We start from the raw sequence: 10,533 nt of genomic DNA, 5'->3' as shown, positions 1-10,533 counted from the left end.
AGTGCGAATTGGATACTAACGACGCGAATACCGGCCAGTCAACAAAAAAGATCAGGCTCTCCATACACCTGAGTAGTTCCTGGAACACCGGGCGCGGTCGACGAGCCACTCAGCTCTGTTCCAGCAACTCCAGCAGCTCGGTGTTGTAGAAGTCGTCGAACGAACACGCGCCCGACAACGTCGAGAAGTACCGGTCAACCAGATCCTGGCTTCCGGCCAGCTTCTGCAGCAGCTCGGCCCGCCCCTCGGGCTTGAGTTCGGCCACATTGAGCGCGCTCTGGTAGAAGTCGGCGAAGTCGTCGTCCAGGTCGTCCTCGTAGCGTTGCAACGCAGCGTCGAGCGCCGCGTCGTCGTGCAGTTCCTTCCCGATGTGCTCGACAAGCGACTGGGCCTGCATGAATGCATCGGTGATGCCGCGCGCCGTGATGGAGTCCTTGTGGTGTACGGCATCCCCGAGCAGCGCCCAGCCGTGTCCGTAGGCCTTGCGGAAGTAGTTCTCCTGCTGACCCGTGCCGTACAGCTGCTCCACGCGCTTGCCCGCCGACATGCGCTCGTACAACTCGGGCGCCGTCGTGCGGACGGCTTCCATGTAGGCAGGCTCTACCGCGGTGCGGACCTCGGAGAACTCACTCTGCGGGAAGTAGGTCATGATCAGCGTCAGGTCGTCGTTGGTAGGAATGACACCGATCCAGCGCCCCTGCCGCTCGTACAGCTCGAAGTGTGCGGGAACATCGGCCCAGTAGCTGTAGTAGGTGCAAGTCATCCGCGGGTGCTCGACGACGTTCTGCGCGCCGGCCTTGCGAGCCACCAGCGAGCGCATGCCGTCCGCACCGACGACCAGGCGGGCCCGCTCCGACACTTCGGTGCCGCTGGGCGTCGTGCACCGCACCCCGACGACCCGGCCACCCTCGAACAACAGATCGGTGACCGCGCAGGATTCCCGGAACTCCACACCGGACGCCACGGCGCCACGCGCGAGAATCGGGTCGAGCACGAACCGCCTCGGCGCGTACGTGGTCCGGTAACCGTCGACCGGCAGGGAGAAGCCGTCGAGCCGGACGCCGGGTGCCTCGTAGCTTTGGTGGTTGATCGGTTGGCAGCCCGCGTCACGGAGCTCATCGAGCAGTCCCCACTGACCGAGCAGCGCCACGCCCGGCTGATGGATGTAGTGCGACGACAGCGTGTCCCGCGGGAACTGTGCCTTCTCCAAAAGCAGGACGCGATATCCCTGCCGGGCGAACAACATGGCCGCCGGCGCACCCGCACAACGGGCTCCAACGACAATCACGTCGTACATGCGGGCCTCTCCTACCAGGTGGTGTCTTGATGTCAGCGGTATAAGCGTGGATGTGATGCCAGGGCGGCCACGAGGGAAAGACATGGCGAATTGATCGCTCAGCTGGCGCGTCAGCGCGGTATTGCGTCCCCCGTCGGGACAGCAGACGGTGCCGCTTACATGGCGCGCTGCGGATTCCTCGTCTCCAAGGATTCGATATACGCGGAGATCGACGCCACCGTCGGGTTGAGGAACATCTGGTCCGCCGGGACCTCGACGCCCAGCTCCTCGATAAAGGCACCCTGAATTCTTACCATGATCACGGATTGTCCCCCCAGGGCGAAGAAGTCGTCTCCCACCTCTATGTCATCGCGCTGGAGTTCCCGACACCAGATCTCTCGCACCTTATCAACAATCGCCACAGTCCGCTCCATCGATTTCGTGTTCCGTCGGTTATTCCGTCGCGCCGCTGCCGGCGAACTGCTTGAGACCCGCGTCGAGCAAGGCCTTACGATCCAATTTTCCGTGCGGACTCAACGGAAGCCGCGGAATGTTGACGCACCGGGCCGGAACCATGTTCCGCGGCAGCGTCTCGAGAAGGCGGGCGCGCACATCGCTCTCGGCGAGCTCGTCGCCCGCCGGGACGACGAACGCGATCAGCTCGGCCTCACCGGAGTCGGCGTACGTGATCACCACGGCGGATTCCCGGACACCGGCCAGCCTGCCGAGCGCGCGCTCGACGTCGACGGGGTCGATGCGCATGCCCCGAACCTTCACCTGCGCATCCATCCTGCCGACGACGACGAGATCCCCGGCCTCCGTCACGTAGCCGCGGTCGCCCGTGCGGTACAGCCTGCGCGGCGTGCCGTCGACCATGACCGTCGTGAACCGCTCGTATTCAGGGCCCGTGCCGTTGAGGTAGCCCGCGCCGACGCCGGCGCCGGAGATACAGATCTCGCCCTGGTCCCCCGCCCGGACCCCGTGCATCCGCTCGTCGAGGATGTGGATGTCGGTGTTGTAGGCCGGTTTGCCGACCGGCGCAATGTCCATGTCGCCATGCCGGTAATCGGCGAGGTCGTACGAGGTGGCGACGTCCGTGCACTCGGCGACACCGTACTGGTGCAGGAGAGTGCACGTGTTGCCCGGGCGCCCCGCCCAGGCGGCGATCCGTTCGACGCGCAGCGGCTCCCCGCCGAACAGCACGTAGTCCATCTGGCTGAGTGCCTCACCGCCGCGTGCGGTCTCCCAGTCCACCAGCACGTACAGCGTGCTCGACGCGCAGTGGACCGTGCGTATCCCGTGCTCCGACAGCATGCGGTAGGCCAGCGCGGCATCGAAGTTCCGGCTCGCCATCAGGTGCTGGGTGGCGCCGCAGAACAGCGGCGCCATCAAGCTGCGCTGTGAGAGGTCGAACCCGAAGGCGCTGACGACCAGGTTGTGTGACTCGCGGTCCAGGCGGTATTCGAGCGCCAGCCAGTTCAACAGGTTGAACCAGCCCTCGTGCCGCACCGCCGTCGCCTTCGGCGTGCCGGTCGACCCGGACGTGAAGACCGTGTAGCACAGGTCGTCCCCGGTAATCGGGGCGTCAGGGTTGCTCGTCGGGGCACCGCCCAGGAGGTCGGACAGCCGCGCGGGAGCGATGACCTCGGCCGCCGCCGACTCGACCAGCCCGGCCGTCGCCGGGGAGGCCACGATCAGGGCGAGGTCGGGGAGTTGCCCCAGCAACAGTCGGAGTCGCGCCGCCGGGTAGGACGGGTCGAGTGGCACGTAGGCCGCGCCCGCCTTCAGCGTGCCAAGGATGGCGGTGACCATGTCGATCGAATAGTCCAGGCAGATACCGACCTTCGCGCCGCGGCCGCACCCATGCCGGGCGAGGAAGTGCGCGAACCGGTTTGCCTCTGCATTCAACTCTGCGTAGGTCATCCGCTGTCCGGCACAGACCACGGCAGTGGCGTCAGGGGTGTCTTCCGCGTGCGTCTCGAACCGCTTATGGACGACGGGCTCCGAGGGCAGAGCAACCCGCTTTCCCTGAAGGATCATGAATGAGCTCCGATGTGACTGGTGTCCGGGCGAGCCGTCGGCGCACCACGGGGAACGGGGCGTTTCCGGCACCTCTAGGCGGTGCGCTGCTCAGCGGCGTCGAGCACCTGAGTCACCCACTCGTCGACGGGCAGACCGTGCGCGGCAGCCACTTTCGAGTAGCAGTCCAGTCGGTCGGCCGGCAACTCGAGGGTGAGCGTGGCCTTCCGCCGATGGTTGACAGCGTCCGCCGACTCGGTCGTCCGAGGTACGTCGCGCTTCTCATCGACGATGCTCGGGGGGATGCTGGTCTTGTCGCGCTGCTCGGTCAGGCTGGCGCGTACCGCCCTGCGGAGTTCGTTACGCGACCATTTCCGCTGTTCGGCCTTGCCCAGCCAGTAGTCCTGCTCCGGTGGCGACAAGCGGGTGACCTCGGCGTGGTGGGCGAAGCTGAGGCTGTCTCGCCTGCGGTGGTGCTCGAACCGCCGAGCCACCCAGGCGTAGTTGCGCAGAGTCTGGTAATCGAGCCCAGTTCTCTCGATCGCCTCTCGATACCGCCGCAACCCGTAGGTGGTCTCTCCGAAGATCAACCAGTCACCGAGCCACCACGCTGACGAGTTCACCAGCTCGCGCAGACTGGCCCCGATCCGCTCCCAGGACCGCTCCGACAAGTCCTCCGGGAAGATCATCCCCGACTTGTGCACCCTTGCTTGTTTGCTCACAAAGGACAGAACCACATCGCGGTGCGCGAGTTCATGGGTGGACTCCACTGGAACGGTTTTGTAACTCCTCGCGGTTCTCACTGGGTTTCCCCCACAACCTTCAGCTCCGATCCAAAATTATGCGTTCCCTAAGGCTCTTCCTCTTCGGTCAGCCTGCGGGCGCCTCTGCGAACACCGGCCACGGAGACTTCCACTCCCCGTCATCGGACACGACGCAGAATCAGCCGTCACCGTCGTATGGGTTCGTACGCACTGGCACCACTCTTTTTCGTCACGCCACTTGTGAATTGCAGAACTTTCTAACCGAGCAGCCATTGGCCGTCACGCGGGCTCCGCATGACGCCGGGGTCGGGCACGGGTTCGCTGCTCAGCGTCGTCCTGTCGACAGGACACCAGCCCCCGTAGCCGCTCCGGTACCTGACGCCACACCGTAGGTCTCGGCCCCCAAACGCCACAAGAGTTGGCAGGGTTGATGACGTTCCTGCCGTACGCCCGGACCTCTAGCCCATTGAGTTCTGCGCAATGCTGAGCAACGCTTACTCCAGAAGAGTTGAAGCGGGCCGCAGGCCCTTGGCAGGTCGCCCGATGCGGCGGCGCAAGGGTCGCACCACCGAGTGGCCACGACGACAGGCAGGGCCTCTGAGGCATCGTCCAGGTCCGAGAGCGCTACGCGGGGTTGAGTGGTCACCCCCGCTCAACGCCGTCAGCCTCACTTGACTCGGTGCCCGTACAAGAGAAGACGCGCGCGGTACTGGAATCCTGGGTGCCAGATGACAGGAACCCGTACGCGCCCCCGGGTTGCAGGGCGCCGCGTACGAATAGGCAGCCGCTTCCGGGGCGGCATCGAATCACGCGTCACTGGGTCAGTCCCGCCCCATAGGCCGCGTGCTGCGAGCCAGACGAAGATCCCGTGCCCCGCCGACTGTGGTGCGTCACCCGGCCCCTGTCCCGGTGACCGCGGCATCCGTGACGAGGGCGGACATCACGTCGGCGGCGCAGGCCTGCTTCTGCATCAGCCTCGCATTAGAACTCCGTTAGGTCTTCCGGTTCGGTCTGTTCCTAGGCATGTTCGGTGAATGGACTCACATGAGGTGGGCTGTTTCAAGGCAAAATTGACGTTGTACGTGGCCGATGTCTTCGCCTTGGTGCCACGCAAGGACCGGCGGGCCAAGGGTGACTGCTATCTGCGGGGACTGATGCTGGACGGCCGCCGCAAGTCGATCCAGGCCATGGCCGCAAGGCTGCCAGACGGCAACGAGCAGAATCTGCAGCAGTTTGTGAACCAGTCCCCCTGGGACCCAGTGCCGGTGCAGCGGCGGGTCTGCGAACGCATGCTGCCGCTCATCACCCCGACGGCCTGGGTGATCGACGACGTGTCACTGCCCAAGGACGGAAGAATGTCGGTCGCCGGGGCGCCGCAGTACTGCGGGACCTGGGCAAACGCGCCAACTGCCAGGTTGCGGTCAGCGTCCGCGCCGCCAGTGACACCGCCTCCTGCCCGCTGCAGTGGCGGCTGTTCCTGCCCAAGGAATGGGCGGCGGACACCGGCCGCCGCACTGTCACCCGCATCCCACCGGAGGTCACCCACCGCGAGAAGTGGCGGTTGGCGCTGGACATACTCGATGAGCTGGCCGGCTGGGGCATGCGCCCGCCGGTGGTCGTGGCCGACGCCGCCTACGGCACCAACGCCCAGCTGCGGGCCGACCTGACCGAGCGCGGCATCGGCTACGTGCTGGCCGTCCGCGCGGACGTGAGTGCCCACCTGTTCGACGCCCAGCCCGTGTCTCCGGAGCGCAAGGGCCCCATCGGCTGCTGGCCCCAGCCTCGCTACCGCCACCGAGCACCCTCGGTGGCAGCCCTGGCCGTCGGCCTCGGGCAGGAAGCATTCGTCTCCCTCACCTGGCGGTAGGGCTCGCGCGGCCAGTCACGCTCCCGCTTCGCCGCCGTGCGGGTCCATCCCGCGGGCAAGGCCGTCGAGCGTCCGGTCCGGGCCGCCGCCTCGGCCCAGCAGGGCTGGTGGGACGGCGCCCTGCCCGACTGCTGGCTGCTGATCGAGTGGTCCGAAGGCGCCGAGGCGCCCACTGACTACTGGCTGTCCAGCCTCCCGGCCGACACTCCGATCGCCGACCTGGTCCGTCTGGCCAAGGCTCGCTGGCGCATCGAGCACGACTACCGCGAACTCAAACACGGTCTGGGCCTGGACCACTTCGAAGGCTGCTCCTGGCCCGGCTGGCACCACCACGTCACCCTCGTGACCGCCGCCCACGCCTTCCTCACCGAACAGCCGCTGCCCCAAAAGCACCCACACCGGCCTCACTCTCTACCAGACCCTCGACGCCTTCCAGGACATCCTGAGTGCTGGACCGGCATCTGCACCACCTGCCAGCAGCTCCTGCCCAGCAGACCGCACACGACATCAAGATCGAGACAGACCTAACGGAGTCCTACTAGCCAGGGCGACGCCCATCGCAGTCTCCGTCTCGTTCTGTAGCTGTGCGACCGGGCGGCAGCCCTACTTCTGGTTCAGCGCGCGCTGGCCGAACCCCAGCTCGACACTCTGGTCACCTACGTCACCCAGACGGGCGACTCCGCAGCCAAGCTCGGATAGCTGCTCACCAAGGTTCCTCCCGAGTGCCACCAACACAGGGCCCGCAGTACCGCCGCCCCGACGCCGCCGACCACCTCGTCAACGCGCTGCTTCAGACGGAGCTCGGGACCGGCCCGTAAATGCTGGCGCCACTGTCCGGCTGCGCACGACACAGGGCTCCGTGATGAATCAGCTCTCCATCTGTTCGGCAGTGTCTATGGCCGGGACGTGAAGTGCCCCGTGCCCGAAGGCCCCGGCCCAAGCTGGCACGGCCCCCTGTTTAACAGCTACTAACAAAGCCTTGGACGTGTCGGTGGGTGATCACGCAGACGGCGAGTCCGAGGAATGCTTCGTGGATGTCGTCGCGTCTCTCCCAGCGGATGCGTAGTCGGCGGAAGCCGTGGAGCCAGGCGATGGTGCGTTCGACCACGTAGCGGAAGACGCCCAGGCCGGTGCCGTGGGGGTCACCTCGTTTCGCGATCACAGGCCGGATTCCGCGCTGCCAGAGCTGGCGGCGGTAGATGTCATGGTCGTAGCCGCGGTCGGCCAGCAGGGCAACCGGGCACCGACGCGGCCTGCCGACCCGGCCCGCGACGGCCGGAATCTTGTCCAGCAGGGGCAGCAGTTGGGTGACATCATTGCGGTTTCCGCCGGTCAGCGACACCGCGAGCGGGATGCCCTGGCCGTCGACAATGAGATGGTGCTTGCTGCCCGGCCGGGCACGGTCGACTGGGCTCGGCCCGCTTTTGGGCCCCTGCGGGCGGCCCGCACGTGCGAGGAGTCGATCACCGCCCGCTCCCAGTCCAGCTGGTTCTTCGACCTCAGCTCTTCCAGCAGCAGCACGTGCAACTGGTCCCACACACCGGCCTCGTTCCAGGCCGCCAGACGCCGCCAGCACGTCATGCCCGAGCCGAAACCAAGCTCCTGGGGCAGGTACTCCCACTGGATGCCAGTGTGCAGGACGAAGAGAATGCCGCACAGAGCCTGCCGGTCCGGCACCCGAGGTCTGCCCTCGACCGACTTCGGCCCCGGTTTCGGCAACAACGGCTCGACCAACGACCACAGTTCGTCCGACACGAACCACGGACGTGACTGACGCTTTCCCATACCCATACCTACGAGCACAACGGCCGACAGTCTCATGATCAGCGGCTTTTGTTAGGACCAGTAAAGGTTGGGCCGCAATGGCCGTGCAGAGCTCGCCGGTCATTTCCCCGGCCCCTCGCGCTGACCCTTGGACTGGTGAAGCTGCAAAGCTTCATACAGATCAACCGTCTTCTTGCTCGGAGACTCTCCCAGTTCTGCCAGTGATCGCCGGAGAAGCTCGAACGTGCGCGAGACGGCGTCGGGCAGTCCCAGCCGTGCTTGCATTCGAGCGATGTCGCGGTAGATGGCCTCGTTGTAGGGGTCCAGCTCCCGGGCCCGTTCCAGGAGGTCGAGCGCCTCGCGGGGGTCCGTACCGCTCCGCAGCCGTACGAGGGTACTCATGGCGTCCAGGTAGTCCCGGCGCAGAGCTTCGCGTGGTGCTTCCAGCCACGCAGCCGTAATCTCAGCGGCGAAGTCACCGACGTAGAGCCCGGTCGCCCGCCGCAGGTGATCCTCACGTGTGCGTTCCTCGAGGTCGGGCCGCCGCGCGGCGCGCACAGCCTGCTCGAAGTCCCACAGGTCGACCGTGACCTGCCCGCGGTCGAGCACGTAGTGCTTGTCGGCGTAGGAGGCGATGTCGGTGATCTCTTCGTGGGTGGCCAGGCGCAGTGCTCGGCGTAGGTGGCTCAGTGTGGCGTGCAGGCTGTTGTACGGGCGCTGCCTGGGGGCATCAGGCCAGATCGTCGCTGTCAGCGTGTCGCGCCGGGCTCCGTCCTTGTGCAGAGCGAGGTAGGCGAGGACTTCTCGCTGCTTCGGTGCCAACGCGTGGGTCACTTCCACAGGGTTGTCCGCGCCGGGCGGTTGGTAGGTGACGCGTACGTGTCCGAACACCACCAGCCGGAGGGACCGATGGTCATGGGAGTTCGCGCGCCCCGGTCTCCCGCCTTGGGCTCGGAGCGGTTGCGTTGCAGTCGGCGTCGGGGCCGCGGTCGATACCGAAGGCAACCTGATGTCGGCTTCCGGGCCCCCAGGAGAGGACGCGGGCAGCCGTTCGGCGGTCTGGGCCTGGGTGTCCTCCTTCGCCTGGGCGGAAGCCGTAGCTGCTTCGGCGAGCAGGTCGAGAAGGGTACGCGCGTCGGCGGCGGGGAGCGTGAACAAGCGCGTGCCGGCGAACACGTCCGTGCGTGAGGCGCTGACGGGAACGACGGTGCCGTCGGCCTCGACACGGAGCGTCTTTCCCGGGCGCCACTGGCCCAAGAGGATCCCGCACACGCCGACCGAGGAGCCGTTGTCCAGCACCGCTTGCAGGCGGTGCTCCTCCTTTGGCGAGGGAGTACCGAGGAAGACCAGCTCGGTCGGCTGGTCGAGGTCACTGTGCTCGGCGTCTTCTTCGCCCATGCGCATGCGCGACAGGACTTCGGCCTCGAGCACCACAAGCGCCTCCGTCGTGTCCGCGGTGACGTGCAGGCGCGGGAGCTGCGTGTTCCTCACGGCGTACGTCCCCAGCAGGCGCTGGGCGTCCGAGTGCGCGATCAAGACATCCGCTCCGGGAGCAGCCGTCTGCTTCTCAGCCAAGTAGTGGATCAGCAGTGCTCTGGCGGCGTCGAGTGCTCCTGGTCCGGTGAGGCCCAGCCCGCGGCTGCGCGCGAGATCCCAGGCAACAGCCTGGCCTTCCTTCACTCCGATGACTCGTCGGTCGTGCGAGGCGGCAGGGTGCTGTCTCGAAGCCTCCGCGCGTCCGGTTTTCGCTTCTTCACCGGTGGGCAGCACGGTGGTGCTGCTGGGGCTGTCCGCCTCTTCCTGCGGCCTCAGATCCTCGCTCGCCGCGCGTAGGGCGCGTACGACCGGGGCCAGGTGGACGTCGCCTCGCTCGCCGCTGCCTGGGCGGTAGCGGATCCTGCGACGTCGGAGGACGACGGCTGCGGCGGCAGCTACTGCGGCGGCCAGGCAGACTCCGACGAAGGCGCCGTCGGGTAGGTCAAGACCGACGCCGGGCTCCTCACCGTCCTGCTCATGCGGCGGCGGCCGGTGCGGAGGAGGGTCGGGGCTTGGGGGTGGCGTAGGGGGTGGCGGCTCAGGTACATCGTCGGGTGGCCGACTCGCGTCCGGGTCGGTCCCGGTATCGGGAAGGCGGAGGACCCAGCCGGGCCGGATGAGGCAGGGATGGGCGAGCGTGCGGCTGTCGGACTGCGGGCGGCCACGGTTGAGGGCATAGATCTCAGGCCATCGGTCACCGTCACCCAGGTGGCGCTCCGCGATGCGCCAGAGGCTGTCGTGCACACCATGGTGCGGGGGACGGACTACGACGGTCTTCCCTCCGCGGGGCACCAAGGGCTTGGCGCGCGCGTCCGCCTGTTGGTCGGGAACCGCCGAGCGCGCGTCCATGGCCGAGAGGTCGACCGTCGCTGAGTCCCGGTAGGCCGCGGCGGGCTGTGAGCCGCGGTACGGCAGGAGCGCCAGGACGACTGCACCGATCAGGGCAGCAGCCAGGCCGTGCACGGGTCCCGTGCCGGGTTCGCGAGGTGCCCACATGGTTCCCCGCGCGGCTTCGCCCGCTGTGCGCAGGACATCGACGGCGAATAACGCCCATGTGGTCCATAGCAGACACGCCAGCGCGTTGAGCAGGAGTGACGCGCTCATCGGGGAGGTGAGCACGTTCGAGATCTCTCCCCCAGTGGGGGCATGATTCGGCAGGGGCCAGCCGACGTACCGCCACAGCCCCCAAGGGATGCCCATGGTCAGGAGCACCAAAAGCACTCCCGCCAGGACTCCGCGTATCAGCCGGACCGCGAGGTGCACGTGCCGGTGGTGACCGCTGGGGACGACGTGCCGTGCGGCCATAG

Annotated in this window: 6 protein-coding genes and 1 pseudogene; 1 reads left to right on the top strand and 6 read right to left on the bottom strand. The window is 67.0% G+C overall.

Annotation, left to right across the window (positions count from 1 at the left end; translation table 11 throughout):
- Window positions 1-109 precede the first annotated feature (109 nt).
- From QK440_RS17890 to QK440_RS17875, 4 genes are all read right to left on the bottom strand, one after another.
- Complete coding sequence (locus QK440_RS17890; RefSeq protein WP_282794114.1) at window positions 110-1,297, bottom strand: NAD(P)/FAD-dependent oxidoreductase; 1,188 nt, start codon at window positions 1,295-1,297, stop codon at window positions 110-112.
- Window positions 1,298-1,452: 155 nt separating this feature from the next.
- A complete protein-coding gene (locus tag QK440_RS17885; protein WP_282794113.1) occupies window positions 1,453-1,698 on the bottom strand; it encodes an acyl carrier protein in 246 nt (81 codons plus the stop codon).
- A 31-nt stretch (window positions 1,699-1,729) separates the two neighbouring features.
- Window positions 1,730-3,316, bottom strand: a complete 1,587-nt coding sequence (locus QK440_RS17880; RefSeq protein WP_282794112.1) for an amino acid adenylation domain-containing protein — start codon at window positions 3,314-3,316, stop codon at window positions 1,730-1,732.
- Window positions 3,317-3,390: 74 nt separating this feature from the next.
- Window positions 3,391-4,065, bottom strand: a complete 675-nt coding sequence (locus tag QK440_RS17875; protein ID WP_282794111.1) for an LmbU family transcriptional regulator — start codon at window positions 4,063-4,065, stop codon at window positions 3,391-3,393.
- A gap of 1,028 nt (window positions 4,066-5,093) precedes the next feature.
- On the opposite strand from QK440_RS17875, the pseudogene QK440_RS17870 reads away from it, so the two are divergent.
- A pseudogene (locus QK440_RS17870) lies at window positions 5,094-6,372 on the top strand (IS701 family transposase).
- Window positions 6,373-6,884: 512 nt separating this feature from the next.
- On the opposite strand, the gene QK440_RS17865 reads toward QK440_RS17870, so the two are convergent.
- Together QK440_RS17865 and QK440_RS17860 are read right to left on the bottom strand one after the other, a co-directional pair.
- A protein-coding gene (locus QK440_RS17865) for an IS5 family transposase (RefSeq protein WP_282794110.1) occupies window positions 6,885-7,711 on the bottom strand; the annotation gives its coding sequence in 2 pieces (ribosomal slippage) (window positions 6,885-7,360 and window positions 7,360-7,711; 828 coding nt in all).
- A 99-nt stretch (window positions 7,712-7,810) separates the two neighbouring features.
- A complete protein-coding gene (locus QK440_RS17860; RefSeq protein ID WP_282794109.1) occupies window positions 7,811-10,531 on the bottom strand; it encodes a BTAD domain-containing putative transcriptional regulator in 2,721 nt (906 codons plus the stop codon).
- Window positions 10,532-10,533: the final 2 nt, after the last annotated feature.

The sequence above is a fragment of the Streptomyces sp. CC224B genome (assembly GCF_030010595.1).
Lineage (GTDB): Bacteria > Actinomycetota > Actinomycetes > Streptomycetales > Streptomycetaceae > Streptomyces > Streptomyces longispororuber.
This window is presented reverse-complemented; position numbering and strand designations above follow the sequence as displayed.

What these genes read in the sequence shown, in the direction of transcription:
- QK440_RS17890 (WP_282794114.1), bottom strand. Translation starts at nt 1,297, where the DNA reads ATGTACGACGTGATTGTCGTTGGAGCCCGTTGTGCGGGTGCGCCGGCG.
- QK440_RS17880 (WP_282794112.1), bottom strand. Translation starts at nt 3,316, where the DNA reads ATGATCCTTCAGGGAAAGCGGGTTGCTCTGCCCTCGGAGCCCGTCGTC.
- QK440_RS17860 (WP_282794109.1), bottom strand. Translation starts at nt 10,531, where the DNA reads ATGGCCGCACGGCACGTCGTCCCCAGCGGTCACCACCGGCACGTGCAC.